The organism is Sphingomonas immobilis, from assembly GCF_030580995.1.
GTDB classification, from domain to species: Bacteria; Pseudomonadota; Alphaproteobacteria; order Sphingomonadales; family Sphingomonadaceae; genus Sphingomonas; species Sphingomonas immobilis.
On sequence record NZ_JAUQSZ010000007.1, the window covers coordinates 161,287 to 175,218 of the forward strand.

The window sequence follows — 13,932 nt, forward strand, 5'->3', positions numbered from 1 at the left end:
GCCATGTGCTTCGACTTCGCTCAGCACGAACGGTTGGGGGCGTGCGGTTTCTTTCCTATATCCACCGCATGCACATCTTCACGATCGGATATGAAGGCGCGACGATGGACGGGTTCATCGCAGCGCTACAGACAGCGGGCGTCGCGCGGGTGATCGACGTGCGGGCCTTGCCCTTGTCGCGGCGGCCGGGGTTTTCGAAATCGAGCCTTGCTGCGTCGCTGGCCGAGGCCGGGATCGACTATCGGCACCTGAAGGCGCTCGGCACGCCGAAACCGGGACGCGATGCCGCCAAGCGCGGCGACGTCGCCACGCTGGAGGCGGTCTATGCCGACCAGCTCGAACTGCCCGAGGCGCAGGCGCAGGCGGCGATCATGCTTGATCTCGCGCGCGAGATGCCGAGTGCGCTGCTGTGCTACGAGCGCGACCCGTGCCATTGTCACCGCACGTTGTTGCTGGAGGCAGTGGGCGAGGGCGCGGAAGTGACCGACCTCTACGTCTGAACGCGGGCGCTCAGCCGGCGACCGGCAGCGCCACCGATCCGTCGTCGTTCCGCGAAAGCGGGCCGTAGGCGATCACCGTTTCCAGCAACAATGGCCCGCCGTAGAGGTGCGGGAAGAGCTGGCCGCCGCGCGATTCCTCCCATTTCACGCCGTCGCCGAGCGCTTCGAGATCGACCGCCGCGACGTGCAGATCGACTGCCTCCGCGAAATGCTTGTCGACCGTTTCGGTGAGCTGGGCGGCGGTCGAGAGGTGGATGTAGCCGTCCGCCAGATCGATCGGCGCGCCCGCGAACGACCCGCCCTCGAGCTCCGCCATCTGAGCCGCGGTCAGCACCTTGTAGGCGATCGTGTCGCTCACTCGCCGTCCTCGGGGCCGGCGGCGAGATCCTCAGCCGTATCGCCGTCGGGGGTGGGTTCGCCTGCAACCGGGCCGTCGCCGTAATTGGCCTCGGCCTCCTCCTCGCTCTCCTCGATCTTGGCGGCGGAGACGACATGCTCGTTGGTGCCGACATCGAACAGCTTCACGCCCGCCGAGCCGCGCCCGATGACGCGCGTGTCGCCCAACGACATGCGGATCAGCTTGGCCTGATCGGTGACGAGCATCAGCTGCTCGCCGGCATGCGCCGGGAAGCTCGCGACGACGGGGCCGTTGCGCTTGAGGTTGTCGATGTTGGTGATGCCCTGGCCGCCGCGATTGGTGCGGCGGTATTCATAGGCCGAGGAGCGCTTGCCATAGCCGTTGGCACAGACGGTGAGGATGAATTCCTCCGCCGCCTGCATCTCGTCGACAATCTCCTGCGGGAGCGTGACTTCGCGCTCGCCTTCCTTCCACGGCGCGGCCTTGAGATACGCGTCGCGCTGCTCTGGCGTGTAAGGCGTGCCGCGCAGCACGCCGAGGGAGATGACCTCGTCGCCGTTGCCGAGCTTCGCGCCGCGCACGCCCGTCGAATCGCGGCTCTGGAACTCGCGTACGTCGGTCGCGGCGAAGCGGATCGCCTTGCCCTGGCGGGTGGCGAGCAGCACGTCGTCGGCCTCAGTGAGCAGGCGCACGCCGATCAGGCGGTCGTCGGCGTCTTCGCCTTCGAACTTCATCGCGATCTTGCCGGCGGTGCGGATGTTGGCGAAGGCGTCCATCGAATTGCGGCGGACATAGCCCTTGGCGGTCGCGAACATGACGTGGAGGTTGCTCCACTCCGCCTCGTCCTCGGGCAGCGGCAGGACGGTGGTGATCTTCTCGTCGGCCGCGAGCGGCAGCAGATTGACCATCGGCCGACCGCGCGTCGCCGCGCCGCCCTCGGGCAGGCGCCAGACTTTCATGCGATAGACGCGACCGTGGTTGGAGAAGAACAGGACGGGCGTGTGTGTCGAGGTGACGAACAGCTCGGTAACGACATCCTCTTCCTTGGTCGCCATGCCGGCGCGGCCCTTGCCGCCGCGCTTCTGCGCGCGGAAGGTGTCGAGCGTGGTGCGCTTGATATAGCCTTCGACCGTGACGGTGACGACCATGTCCTCGCGCTCGATCAGGTCCTCGTCGTCGATGCCGTCGGCGGCGGCGGCGATCTCGGTCTTGCGCGGCGTGGCGAACTGATCGCGCACGGCGGCGAGCTCCTCCTTCATCACCGCGTAGAGCTTCACGCGGTCGGCGAGGATGGCGAGCAGCTCGGTGATCGATTCGGCGAGCGTCTTGAGCTCGTCGCCGATCTCGTCGCGGCCGAGTGCAGTGAGGCGGTGCAGGCGCAGGTCGAGGATCGCGCGAATCTGGATCTCGGAGAGCTTGTAGGTGTCGCCCTCGATCGCGGTCTCGACCGCTTCGACGAGGCGAATGTAGGGGGCGATCTCGGCGATCGGCCATTCGCGCGCGGCAAGGGCGGCGCGGGCGATGGCGGGGTTGGCCGAGCCGCGAATGATGCGCACCATCTCGTCGAGGTTCGACACCGCGACGACGAGGCCGAGCAAGATGTGCGCCCGGTCGCGCGCCTTCGCCAGCTCGAACTTCGAGCGGCGCGTGATGACTTCCTCGCGGAACTTTACGAACGCCTCGATGATGTCGCGCAGGTTGAGCGTCTCGGGACGGCCGCCGCGGATCGCGAGCATGTTGGCGGGGAAGCTCGACTGCGCGGGCGTGTGGCGCCAGAGCTGGTTGAGGACGACTTCGGGCGTCGCGTCGCGCTTCAGATCGATGACGATGCGCACGCCGTGACGGTTCGATTCGTCGCGGATGTCGCTGATGCCCTCGATCCGCTTGTCCTTGGCGGCCTCGGCGATCTTCTCGACGAGGTTGCTCTTGCCGGCCTGATAGGGGATTTCGGTGAGGACGATCGAACGCTTGTCGCCGCGCCCTTCCTCGACGATGTGGCGCGAGCGCACGATGATCGAGCCGCGGCCCTCGTGATAGGCGCTGCGGCAGCCGGCGCGGCCGAGGATGATGCCGCCGGTCGGGAAGTCCGGGCCCGGCACGATCTCCATCAGCTCGTCGATCGTGATCGCGCCGTTCTCGATATAGGCGAAGCACGCGTCGATCACTTCGCCGAGATTGTGCGGCGGGATGTTGGTCGCCATGCCAACGGCGATGCCGCCCGCGCCGTTGACGAGGATGTTGGGGAAGCGCGCCGGCAGCACCGTCGGCTCCTCGCGCGAGCCGTCGTAGTTGGGCGCGAAATCGACGGTGTCCTTGTCGATATCGTCGAGCAGCGTCATCGCCGCCTTGGTCAGCCGCGCCTCGGTATAGCGCATCGAGGCGGGCATATCGGGGTCCATCGACCCGAAATTGCCCTGGCCGTCCATCAGCATGACGCGCATCGCCCAGTCCTGCGCCAGGCGGGCGAGGGCCATGTAGATCGAGCTGTCGCCGTGCGGGTGATAGTTACCCATCACGTCACCGACGATCTTCGCGCATTTGCGGTACGGGCGGCCGGGAACGAAGCCGCCCTCCTGGCTGGCGAAGAGGATGCGGCGGTGGACGGGTTTCAGGCCGTCGCGGACGTCGGGCAGCGCGCGGCTGACGATCACGCTCATCGCGTAATCCAGATACGAGGTCTTCATTTCCTCGACGATCGAGATCGGGGAAATATCCGAGGGGTCGGCGAGCAGCGTCTCGTCGGTCAAGGTTTCAAGTCTTTCGGGTTTGTTTCGGTTGGATGACGGAACTTCTAACCCACCCAGCCACCCATGTCACGCGCGTGCGCGCACGTGAGGGGCGAAACGGACCGTCTCGCCATTACCGGGAGAAACCGTGGAGACGTGAGCGAACAAAACTCCCCTCCCTGGAAGGGAGGGGAGGGGGTGGGTGGGCTTGCGAGGGATCGTAGCGCCCGCCCCACACTGACCCACCCCCAGCCCCTCCCTTCCAGGGAGGGGAGAGCAGTCGTCAGCTCTTGCAGGCTTTCTTGGTGGCGTTGCCGGCGAGCGAGCAATTGTAGGTGACGGTCTTGCCATTGGCGAGCTTGGCTTGGACCATACGACCGGCGGGTGCGGCGGCGGGCTTGGGCTTGGGCGCGGGTTTGGCGGCGGCGACCGGGACGGGCTTTGCCACGGGTTTAGCCGCCACGACCGGCGCGGGCTTCGCCGCGACCGGAACGGGCTTGGCGGCAATGGGCTTTGGAGTAGGGGTCGGCTTCGGCGCGGCGATGGCGGCGGTGCCGAATGTAAGTGCGGCGCACGCGGTTAGCGCGAAAAGGGTCTTGGTCACAGGCATCTCCCCGGATCGGGCGACGCGGGATGCGTGCCCCCTTGCGGCCGGTCTGGTCCTTTGCAGACGCCCGCGCGGTGACGGCTTTATGAAATTTCCGTCATGCCTGACGGGTGAAACGCCACGTGTCGGGCGTGCTTTCCGCCGCGTCGAAGCTATAGCCGTCGCTGTCGAAGCCCTTCATCGCCTCGGCGTCGGTGATTCGATGTTCGCACAGCCAGCGCGCCATCATGCCACGCGCTCGCTTCGCGTTGAAGCTGACGAAGCGTGGGCCCTCGGGACCGGGCTCGCGGAAATCGACGTGGATGACGCGGCAGTCCTTCAGCCGCCCGTCGACCGCCGCGAAATATTCCTGGCTGGCGAGGTTGAGGACGACGCCCGACCCCTCTTCTGCCACGTCCTCGCGGACGGCGGCGGCGATGCGATCGCCCCACCAGTCGGTCAGCTTCTTGCGGCGCGGCGCCCAGCGCGTGCCCATCTCGAGCCGATAGGGCCGCATCGCGTCATAGGGGCGCAGCAGGCCGTAGAGGCCCGACAGCATCCGCACATGATCCTGCGCGAAGGCGACCGCCGCATCGTCGAGGCTGCGCACCTCGAAGCCGGTATAGACGTCGCCGGCGAAGGCGTAGATCGCGGGCCGCTCGGGCTGGTCCGCGAAGCCGTGGAAGCGATCGGCGTTGAGCTTTGCCAGCTTGGGCGAGATGTGCATCAGCTCCGCCAGCTTCTTCTGCGACAGGCGCGATGCGGAACCGGCGAGCGACAACGCTTCTTCCGCGAAGCGCGGGGCGGTGGCGGCAACGTCGGGAATCGGGCGCTCGAAATCGAGCGTCTTGGCGGGGGAGAGCAGGGCGATCATCGCCGCCGCCGGTAACGCCGCGCGCCGTCAGCGTCAAAGCATGCGTCGGAGGGAGCCGGATGCGGGTTCAACCGTTGTTCAGGCCGCGGACGGCACTCGTCTGCACGACAGCGTCGCTTGAACGCCGCCCTACGGGTGGCTAGAGCGACCGGGTATTTCGGCCTCACGCGCCGCCTCAAGGAGAGTTTGATGATGCAGGGTTCGAAGATTGCGATCGCCGCCGCGCTGACGATCGGTCTTGCCGGCTTGACGGTTGCGGCGCCCGCCAGCGCCAAGAAGGAAGAGAAGGCCGCGAGCGGCTTCAACCCGAACAATATGTCGCCGGCGGTTCGTACCCCCGCCGCGGCCGCGCAGACCGCGCTCGCCGCGACGCCGCCCGATCTCGCCACGGCCGAAGCCAAGGTGACCGAGGCCGACGCTGTCGCGAAGAACGATTCGGACCGCTACATCCTTGCGAAGTTCAAGCTGCAGATCGCCGACCAGAAGATGCGGGCCGCACCGGCGGGCACCGCCAGCGACGCCGGGCTTGCCGCGCCGCTCGACGCACTGCTCGCCAACCCGATCACCACCGCCGAAGAGAAGAAGCAGTACGCCAACTTCCGCGGCGGCATCGCCTATAACCAGAAGCAATATGCGCAGGCCGCGCAGTTCTTCACCCAAGCCAAAGACCTCGGCCTGCAGAACCCCGATCTGCTGCTCAACATCGCGCGTTCCAAGGCCGAAGCCGGTGACGTCGCGGGTGGCATGAACGATCTCGACGCCGCCGTGAAAGTGGAGACGGCCGCGGGCAAGAAAGCGCCCGAGGCGTGGTATCTCTACGCCATCTCGCGGCTCTATAAGGCCGGGCTGAATGACCAGGTCGATACCTGGACGCAGAGCTGGCTGGCGGCGTACGGCAGCAAGGAGAACTGGCGCAAGGCGATCTACACCTTCGGCTTCTCCGGCCCCTCGGCGGCGAAGCTGACCGATCGCAACCGCATCGATCTCTACCGCCTGATGCGCGCCACCAACAGCCTGGCCGGCGCGAAGGAATATATCGATTACGCCGAGGCCTCGATCAAGACCGGCCTGCCGACCGAAGCCAAGGCGACGGTGAAGGAAGGTCTCGATACGAAGATCATTCCGGCCGGCAACCCGACCGCGACGGACTTCGCCAAGCAGGCGAACGAGATGATCGCCGCCGACAAGCCGCTCGCGGTGCAGGAAAAGGCCGCGCTGGCGGCACCGAAGGGCGATCTCGCGAACTTCGCGGGTGACGCCTATCTGGGCGAACGCAACTACGCCAAGGCCGTCGAGATGTATAAGCTCGCCGGCACCAAGGGCGTGGCCGACAACGACCGGCTCAACCTCCACCTCGGCATCGCGCAGGCGCTGGGCGGTGACAAGGAGGGCGCGAAGGCCGTGCTCGCCAAGGTCACCGGCTCGCCGAACAGCGCGATCGCGAAGCTGTGGATCACCTGGATCGTGACGCCGCCGTCGGCCTGATCCCGTTTCGGGAGCGGGGCCTGGCGGTCCCGCTCCTTATTCGCTGCGGACCGGAATCCCCGGCAGCGCCTTGGCGGTGCGGATCGTCAGCGATGTCTTGACGCTGGTGACGTTGGGTGCGGGCGTGAGGTGAGTCATCAGGATTTCCTGAAAGCTCTTCAGGTCTGCCGCGACGATCTTCAGGATGAAATCGATCTCGCCGTTGAGCATGTGACATTCGCGAACCTCCGGGATGGTCGCGACATGATCCTCGAACGCGGCAAGATCGGCCTCGGCCTGGCTGCGCAGGCTCACCATCGCGAACACCGTGATCGGATAGCCGAGCGCAGCCGGATCGAGCTCCGCATGATAGCCGCGGATCGCGCCCGCTTCCTCCAGCGCGCGCACGCGGCGCAGGCACGGCGGCGCGGTCAATCCGACTCGTTCGGCGAGTTCGACGTTGGTCATGCGGCCATCGGACTGGAGCAAGTCCATGATTCGTCGATCGATCGTATCGAACGGCATCGTTTAACTCTCCGATGGCAACAGAGTCGTTTCCCACGACCGGCGTCGAACATAAGATAATTGCGGGCGAACGCAATTGTCCCACATTGCGACGTGCCAAAATCGGCGCTTCCCGGACGGTCCCGCATCGGGTTAAGAAATCCTTACCACGCGGCTCATCCGTGCGGCTTCGACAAGGGCTCCCCCGGCTTTGCGCTTCGACGACAGTCTCGAGACGGTCCTGGGATCGGACATGTCGACCCCGTTCGGCGCGCAATCTGCGTGGCGACAGCTGGTCGATCTGGTCGGCCGCGGACGCGTGGATGCCGACAGCGACACGATCGGATTGCTGCGCCGCCTGCGTGGATCGGTGCCGGTCAGGGTACGCTCGGCGAGCGCGAGGGCGATCGCCTTCGCGACGCCGCCAGCGGCGCTGGTCGGCGTGTTCGCTGACGACGAGACGTCGGTCGCGGCTCCCGTTCTGCGCACCGCGCAGCTTGCCGATCATGAGTGGATCGCGGTGTTGCCGCGCCTGTCGCCGGTCGGTCGTTCGATCCTGCGGCACCGCCGCGACCTTTCACCTACGGTGGAGCGCGCGCTGCAGAGCTTCGGCAGCGTCGATTTCGTGCTGCAGCAGGACAATGCGCCGGTGGCGCCCGCACCTGTGGAGGCACCGCCCGAACCCGCAGCGGTGATCGCCGAGGTGCGCACCACCACCTTCGTCTCGATCGCCACGGTCGCGCACAAGCTGCCCGTCGTCGCCGAGGCGCTGCGCAAGGCCGAGGAGACCGCGCCCGCCGACGGCACGTTCGAGATCGCCGAGCTGGTCGCGCGGATCGACGCCTTCCAGCGTACCCGCGACGAGACGCCGCAGGCGCGGCCGCAGATCCAGACCGAATTGTTCACGATGGAGGCGATCGAGGCCCCGTCGTTCCGCTTCGAGACCGATGCCGACGGCATCATCCGCTGGATCGAGGGGGCCGCGCGCGCGCCGTTGATCGGGCTGTCGCTCGATCTCGGCGACTCGCCCGCCGCGCATGTCGACGGCGTCGCGGCGGGTGCGTTCCGGCGGCGTTCGGGCTTCGCCAATGCGCGGCTGGTGGTGGAGGGTATCTCCGACGCCGCCGGCCAGTGGCGCATCAGCGGCACGCCGATGTTCGACCGCGCGACCGGCCGCTTCTCGGGCTATCGCGGCACCGCGCGCCGCCCGCGCGCCGACGAATCGGCGGAACTGTCGCGCGACCGGCGGCGCGGCGATGCCGATGCGCTGCGCCAGCTCGTCCACGAACTGCGCACGCCGACCAACGCCATCGCCGGTTTCGCCGAGATGATCGAGACGCAGATGCTGGGGCCTGTGCCGCTCGCCTATCGCTCGCGTGCCGAGTCGATCCGCCAGCAGGCGAGCGCGCTGCTCGGTGCGATCGACGATATCGATATGGCGGCGCGGATCGATTCGCGCGCGCTCGACCTGCGCTCGGGCAGCGTCGTGCTCGCGCCGATGCTGGTGCGGGTGATCGAGGATCTGGCGCCGCTTGCGACGATGCGCGGCGCGCGCGTCGAGACCCGGCTCGCGTCGGACACGATTGCCATCGTCGGCGACGACCGCGCGATCGAACGGCTGCTCGGGCGGCTGCTCGCCACGCTGGTCGCGGCGGCGGGAGCAAAGGAGCGGATCGGCGTCGCCGCGCAGATCGAGGAGCGGCAGGTCGTGATCGCCTTCGACCGGCCCGAGGCGCTGGCGGATTATTCCGCCGACGGGCTGATGCAGATCGACGCGGAAGCCGCCGCCGAGGAGATCGGTGCGCCGCTGCTCGGCACCGGCTTCGCGCTGCGGCTGGCGCGCAATCTCGCGGTCGAGCTCGGCGGTTCGCTGACGATCGGGGGCGCGGCCTTGACTTTGCGGCTGCCCGCCGCCTTGAGTGAGGGGATGGGGCAGGCTTCGACCAACTGAGCGTGGCAGACGCAGGATCGCCCGCCGGATACCGGCCGCCAACGCCCGACGCGGCCGATCTGATCGCTTGGCCCGAGGATTTCGGCACGCGCTTCGCGATCTTCGTCGATACCGAGGAAGAGTTCGACTGGAACGCCCCGCTTAGCCGCGAGGGGCACGGGACGTCGGCCATCGCCGCCTTGCCCGACGCGCACCGCCGCTTCGCGGATCGCGGGATTCCGATCACCTATCTGGTCGATTATCCGGTCGCGACCGACCCGCGTGCCGTCGACGTGCTGCGCGGGATCGTGGCGGACGGGCGCTCGGCGATCGGCACGCAGCTCCACGCCTGGGTCAACCCGCCCTTCTTCGAGGAGGTGACGCCGGCCAACAGCTTCGCGGGCAATCTGCCGGAGGAGGTCGAGGCGGCGAAGCTCGATGTGCTGACGGAGGCGATCACCGAGGCGTTTGGTGCTGCGCCGCGCGCGTTCCGCGCCGGGCGTTACGGGATCGGGCCGGCGACGCTGCGGTTGCTGGCGGCGCGCGGCTACCGGCTCGATAGTTCGATGCGGGCGCGCTACGACTATTCGGGCGAGGGCGGGCCGGACTTCGCGGGCATCGGCAATGCCGCCTTCCGGGCCGGGCCGGTGGTGGAGTTGCCGCTGACGACGGTGTTCACGGGCGCGCTGCGGGGTTCGGGAGCGGGGCTTTACTGGGCGCTCGGCAAGGTGCCCAAGGCGCGCGGGGTGTTCGCGCGGGCGGGTCTGCTGTCGCGGATCGCGCTGACGCCGGAGGACATGCCGGTGGCCGATGCGATCGAGGCGATCGCGGTCGCGGCGGGCGAGGGGGTGCGCGTACTCAACTTCTCGTTCCACTCGCCCTCGGTCGCGCCGGGGATGACGCCCTATGTGCGCGATGCGGCGGACCTCGCGGCGTTTCACAGGTGGTGGGACGCGGTGATCGGCGAACTGGAGCGGCGCGGTATCGCACCGGTGTCTTCCGACGAGATCATCGCGGCGGCCGTCTTGCCAGCCTCCGCGCCCATCCGCTAACGCGACAATCAGGTGGGGCCTGTAGCTCAATTGGTTAGAGCTGTCCGCTCATAACGGATAGGTTGCGGGTTCAAGTCCTGCCGGGCCCACCAATTTCCTTGCCATCTCGGGCCCGTCGCGGCAAAGCCGCGCCGTCGGACGCGCTTTGCGCGCTCGCCGGGGAGTGGCGCAGTCTGGTAGCGCGCCTGCTTTGGGAGCAGGATGTCGCAGGTTCGAATCCTGTCTCCCCGACCAGCCGCTTTTCCCGCAAATCGGCGAATCTTCACGCTTCCTCCACTATCGCCGGTTAGGGTCTACACTCCCCAGTGCGAGCTTTTCCCTGCCGATGAATGCGATGACCGAAACCGGCCAGAAGGGCTTCGCCGCGCAGATCGTGTCGGCGATCGCGTGGCGTTCGGGCAGCCAGATGATCGCGCAGCTTATCATGTGGGCGGCGACGTTCTTCGTGATCCGCATTCTCGATCCCAAGGATTACGGCCTGTTCGCGATGACGCAGAGCGTGTTGGTGTTCCTCAGCCTGCTCAACGGACAGGAGTTCACCGGGGCGCTGGTGCGCGCGCCGGAGCTGACCAAGACGCTGATCCGGCAGGTGTTCGGCGTGCTGTTGCTGATGAACGGCGGGATTGCGGTCGCGCAGGTGCTGCTCGCGCCGCTGGCCGCCGAATATTTCCATACACCGATCGTGGCGCAGTTGCTGGTGGTGCAGGCGGCGCTTTATCTCGCCACGCCCTTCGTCTCGCTGCCCTCGTCGCTGCTCAGCCGCGAGCTGAATTACAAGGTGCAGGCCAAGGTCAATCTCGGATCCGCGCTGGCGGGGGCGGCGACGTCGCTCGGTTGTGCGCTCGCCGGATTCGGGGTGTGGACGCTGGTGGCGGCACCGATGGCGGCGATCTGGACGCGGGCGATCGGCATGACGATCGCGGCGCGGGTGCTGGTGCTGCCGAGCTTCAGGTTGAAGGGTTCGGGCGCGATCTTCGCGTTCGGCGGCGCGATGCTGCTAAGTTCGCTGCTGTGGCTGATCCAGACGCAGTCAGACGTCATCATCGGCGGCCGCAGCCTCGATGCGCACAACCTCGGTCTCTATGCCGAGGCGCTGTTCCTGGCGCAGATCGTGACGAGCAAGTTCGTGCCGCCGCTCAACGACGTGGCCTTCTCCGCCTATGCGCGGATGCAGGCGGACCGCGAGACGACGGGCCGCGCCTTCGAGAAATCGGTGCGGCTGATCATGTTCGGCGCGCTGCCGTTCTATGCGGGGCTCGCGCTGGTGGCGTGGCCGTTCGTCGATGTCGTGCTGGGGCCGAAATGGGACGAGGCCGCGCCCATCGTGCGGCTGCTCGCGGTCGCCATGCCGTTCCTGACGATGCAGGTGCTGTTCGCGCCGGCGACGACCGCGCTCGGCCATCCGCGGTTGCAGGTGTGGTCGGCGGGGGCGGGTGCCGCGATCATGCCGCTGTCGTTCCTGATCGGCGTGGAATGGGGGCCGGTCGGCATGGCGTGGAGCTGGGTGATCGGCGCGCCGCTGCATCTGGCGATCACGATGGCGCTGGGCGTGCGGGTGATCGGCACGAGTGCGCGGGGCATCGGGCGAGCGGTGCTGCCGGCGGTGCTGGCGACCGGCGGGATGGTGGTGGTCGTGATGGCGGCCGAGCCGATGGCGGCGCACATGGCATCGCTGCCGGCGCTGGCGTTGCTGGTGACGCTGGGCATGGCGAGCTACGGTGCGATGGTGCTGCTGGTCGCGCGGCCGATCATCGGCGAGTTCGTCGGGCTGATAAAGGCGCGGCGCGGGGTGGCGATCTGACGCCTGCGCGCGTCGAAAAGTCACACTAAGGTCACACTGATCCGGGGGTGTTCGGGCACGCCCATGTTGGACGGTTTGTGCGCGGAAGTTTACAAAGTTTACGCTACGTCCGCGCCTGTTGCCCCCCTTTCGCCTTGCCCGGAGCGCGGAAGGGTTCGCGGAGACGCGAGCCCGGACAGCCGACGGTTCAAAGAGCGACCGGCGGCGTATCGCACGGGTGCGGGGTTGTAGGACAGAGCCGAGTTCGTCACCCCGGCTCGAGGCGGGGGTGACGAAAGGTGGAAAGCGTGAGCGCTACCGCTTATCGTCGTAGGGTTGCCCGGCAGGAGCCCGCCCATGACGCCCATCATCACCGCTTTCGAAAATTCGCCCGATCGCGGGCGGGGGCTGGCTCGCGACATGCGGGTGCGATGGGCGCTGGAGGAACTGGGGCTGGCGTATGATGTGCGGCTTGTCTCCTTCGCGCAGATGAAGGCGCCTGAGCATCTCGCGCGCAACCCGTTCGGGCAGATCCCGACGTGTGAGGACGGCGCGCTCACGCTGTTCGAATCGGGCGGGATCATCCTGCATATTGCGCAGCATCACGCCGGGTTGCTGCCAGAGGATGCCGATGCGCGGGCGCGGGCGGTGACGTGGATGTTCGCGGCCGTAGCGACGGTCGAGCCGCCGATCGTCGACCTGACGATGGCGATGCTGTTCGAGCGCGACAAGAGCTGGTTCGCGGAGCGGCTGCCGGTGCTGCAGGCGGCCGTGCGCACGCGGCTCGACCAGCTTGCCGCGCATCTCGGCGATGCGACCTGGCTCGACGGGGCGTTCAGCGCGGGCGACCTGATGATGGTGCATGTGCTGCAGCGGCTGGGAAGTTCGGGCGTGCTGGCCGACTATCCGACCATTGCCGCCTATCTCGCGCGGGCGGAGGCGCGGCCGGCGTACGCGCGCGCGTTCGCGGCTCAGAAGGCGGTGTTCGAGGCGTCGCAGGCCGGGGCGTGATGCGGGCGGGGGCCTGGCTTTTGCTGGGACTGCTCGTGACAGGATGTGCGCCGACGCGGCCGCCACCACCGCGCGTGATATTCGGCGGGATACCGGCGAGCGGCAGCCTCCGCGATGCGCAGAAGGCGGGCTTCACGACCTGCTTTCAGCCCGATGCTGTTCACATGCGCTGCAGCCGCCACGGCCTGATGCTGGTGGGAACCGGGCCGTATGAGGCGGCGGTCGATCTCGTCGGCGGCGATGGCAGCGGCGGGTTCGATCAGGTGACGCTGTGGCACAAGACGGATCAATACGCGGTCTATGCGATCACCGATGTGCTGGAAAAGCAGGGCTGGAAACATTGCAGCACGGCGACGGCGGGCGGTGGCGGTGACCAGATCATCTACACGCGCGCGGGCGCGCCGGTGCGGGTATCGATGGACCTGAGCTATTGGGGATCGCGGCGGCTGCGGGTGATACCGCTGTGGAACAAGAAAGAGCCTGTGTGTCAGGCGGCCACGAGCGCGGCGCGGAGCGTCACGTCGACCGGCGATCCGTCGTCCGCGAGGACCAGCGCCGCGCCGTAGTTCGCGGAGAGATCAAGGCGCGTGATCGCCCAGCCGTCCGCGCCCGCGATCAGGCGGGCGTCGTGGCCTGCCGAAACCTCGAAGGCGTCGAGCGGGTAAGAGAGGCCCATGCCGATCGCCTTCACGAAGGCTTCCTTGCGCGCCCATACGTCGAAGAAGGCGTGGCGGGCCTCGGCTTCGGGGAGGGCGTGGAGCGCCGCGATCTCGTTTGCGCCGAACAGGCCGGCGGCGAGATCGCGCCAGTCGACGGCGGTGTCGTGCGCCTCGATGTCTAGGCCGACCTCGACCGAAGAGATGGCAATCGCCCAGGTGTCCCCCGAGTGCGTTGCGCTGAAACGCACGGCGTTATTGGAGAGGCGCGGCTTACCGTAGACATTCTCGGTGTAAACGAGACGCTCTGCGGTTGCTGTCCCCAGCACCTCGCGCAACCGCGCGCGTCGCACAACGAAGCGGCGGCGGTCGCGGGCGAAGTGGAAACGCGCGGCACGCTCTCGCTCTTCCACCGACAGCAGGTGCGTCAGCCGCGCGACCTCAGCCTCGCCGACGTCGAGGCTGCCGTGAAAGACCTCGGCGTGCGCCAC

At 67.7% G+C, this 13,932-nt stretch carries 13 protein-coding genes and 2 tRNA genes; 9 read left to right on the forward strand and 6 right to left on the reverse strand.

Annotation, left to right across the window (positions count from 1 at the left end; translation table 11 throughout):
• Window positions 1-68: 68 nt before the first annotated feature.
• Complete coding sequence (locus tag Q5H94_RS11855; RefSeq protein WP_304561527.1) at window positions 69-500, forward strand: DUF488 domain-containing protein; 432 nt, start codon at window positions 69-71, stop codon at window positions 498-500.
• Between the two features lie 10 nt (window positions 501-510).
• On the opposite strand, the gene Q5H94_RS11860 is transcribed toward Q5H94_RS11855, so the two are convergent.
• The 4 genes from Q5H94_RS11860 to yaaA all read right to left on the reverse strand — a co-directional run bounded on the left by Q5H94_RS11860 (window position 511) and on the right by yaaA (window position 5,044).
• Window positions 511-816 (reverse strand): DUF952 domain-containing protein, encoded by a 306-nt coding sequence (locus tag Q5H94_RS11860; RefSeq protein ID WP_304561528.1) that lies wholly within the window; start codon window positions 814-816, stop codon window positions 511-513.
• Between the two features lie 38 nt (window positions 817-854).
• On the reverse strand, window positions 855-3,605 hold the full coding sequence (gene gyrA / locus Q5H94_RS11865; RefSeq protein WP_304561479.1) for a DNA gyrase subunit A: 2,751 nt from the start codon (window positions 3,603-3,605) through the stop codon (window positions 855-857).
• A 262-nt stretch (window positions 3,606-3,867) separates the two neighbouring features.
• Window positions 3,868-4,188 carry a hypothetical protein gene (locus Q5H94_RS11870; RefSeq protein ID WP_304561480.1) on the reverse strand — a complete coding sequence of 107 codons (321 nt, stop codon included), beginning with the start codon at window positions 4,186-4,188 and terminating at the stop codon, window positions 3,868-3,870.
• A 100-nt stretch (window positions 4,189-4,288) separates the two neighbouring features.
• Window positions 4,289-5,044 (reverse strand): peroxide stress protein YaaA, encoded by a 756-nt coding sequence (gene yaaA / locus Q5H94_RS11875; protein ID WP_304561481.1) that lies wholly within the window; start codon window positions 5,042-5,044, stop codon window positions 4,289-4,291.
• A gap of 189 nt (window positions 5,045-5,233) precedes the next feature.
• Between yaaA and Q5H94_RS11880 the strand changes: the two genes are divergently transcribed.
• Window positions 5,234-6,529, forward strand: coding sequence for a PgaA family protein (locus tag Q5H94_RS11880; RefSeq protein WP_304561482.1), 1,296 nt, complete (start codon window positions 5,234-5,236; stop codon window positions 6,527-6,529).
• 36 nt (window positions 6,530-6,565) lie between these two features.
• Here Q5H94_RS11880 and Q5H94_RS11885 read toward each other — a convergent pair whose 3' ends face one another.
• A complete protein-coding gene (locus tag Q5H94_RS11885; RefSeq protein ID WP_304561483.1) occupies window positions 6,566-7,033 on the reverse strand; it encodes an Lrp/AsnC family transcriptional regulator in 468 nt (155 codons plus the stop codon).
• A gap of 232 nt (window positions 7,034-7,265) precedes the next feature.
• On the opposite strand from Q5H94_RS11885, the gene Q5H94_RS11890 reads away from it, so the two are divergent.
• The 7 genes from Q5H94_RS11890 (at window position 7,266) to Q5H94_RS11920 (ending at window position 13,351) form a co-directional block, all read left to right on the forward strand.
• Window positions 7,266-8,963, forward strand: coding sequence for a sensor histidine kinase (locus Q5H94_RS11890; protein ID WP_304561484.1), 1,698 nt, complete (start codon window positions 7,266-7,268; stop codon window positions 8,961-8,963).
• Window positions 8,964-8,965: 2 nt separating this feature from the next.
• A complete protein-coding gene (locus Q5H94_RS11895) occupies window positions 8,966-9,994 on the forward strand; it encodes a polysaccharide deacetylase family protein (RefSeq protein ID WP_304561485.1) in 1,029 nt (342 codons plus the stop codon).
• 15 nt (window positions 9,995-10,009) lie between these two features.
• Window positions 10,010-10,086: transfer RNA gene (locus Q5H94_RS11900), tRNA-Ile, on the forward strand.
• 65 nt (window positions 10,087-10,151) lie between these two features.
• A tRNA-Pro gene (locus tag Q5H94_RS11905) sits at window positions 10,152-10,228 on the forward strand.
• 100 nt (window positions 10,229-10,328) lie between these two features.
• Window positions 10,329-11,795, forward strand: coding sequence for a lipopolysaccharide biosynthesis protein (locus tag Q5H94_RS11910; protein WP_304561486.1), 1,467 nt, complete (start codon window positions 10,329-10,331; stop codon window positions 11,793-11,795).
• A gap of 336 nt (window positions 11,796-12,131) precedes the next feature.
• Window positions 12,132-12,785, forward strand: a complete 654-nt coding sequence (locus Q5H94_RS11915; RefSeq protein WP_304561487.1) for a glutathione S-transferase family protein — start codon at window positions 12,132-12,134, stop codon at window positions 12,783-12,785.
• A gap of 20 nt (window positions 12,786-12,805) precedes the next feature.
• Window positions 12,806-13,351: a hypothetical protein gene (locus Q5H94_RS11920; RefSeq protein ID WP_304561488.1), complete on the forward strand. Its 546-nt coding sequence runs from the start codon at window positions 12,806-12,808 to the stop codon at window positions 13,349-13,351.
• On the opposite strand, the gene Q5H94_RS11925 is transcribed toward Q5H94_RS11920, so the two are convergent.
• Window positions 13,273-13,932 (reverse strand): 4'-phosphopantetheinyl transferase family protein, encoded by a 660-nt coding sequence (locus Q5H94_RS11925; RefSeq protein WP_304561489.1) that lies wholly within the window; start codon window positions 13,930-13,932, stop codon window positions 13,273-13,275. The two genes, Q5H94_RS11920 and Q5H94_RS11925, sit on opposite strands and share 79 nt — an antisense overlap.